Genomic DNA, 255 nt, shown 5'->3' on the forward strand with positions numbered 1-255 from the left:
GGTCTACGTCCACGTACTCATTCGCCCTATTCAGACTCGCTTTCGCTGCGGCTTCAGCTCTTCACCTTAACCTTGCACGGGAACGTAACTCGCCGGTTCATTCTACAAAAGGCACGCCATCACCCATCAATAGGGCTCTGACTTCTTGTAAGCACACGGTTTCAGGATCTATTTCACTCCCCTTCCGGGGTGCTTTTCACCTTTCCCTCACGGTACTGCTTCACTATCGGTCGCCAGGGAGTATTTAGCCTTGGC

At 52.5% G+C, this 255-nt stretch carries 1 rRNA gene; it reads right to left on the reverse strand.

What is annotated here, in order from left to right:
• Positions 1–255, reverse strand: a 23S ribosomal RNA gene (locus tag WA407_RS26505); the annotation flags it as partial.

The organism is Paenibacillus sp. 203 (genome assembly GCF_037027525.1).
Classification (GTDB): domain Bacteria; phylum Bacillota; class Bacilli; order Paenibacillales; family Paenibacillaceae; genus Paenibacillus; species Paenibacillus polymyxa_B.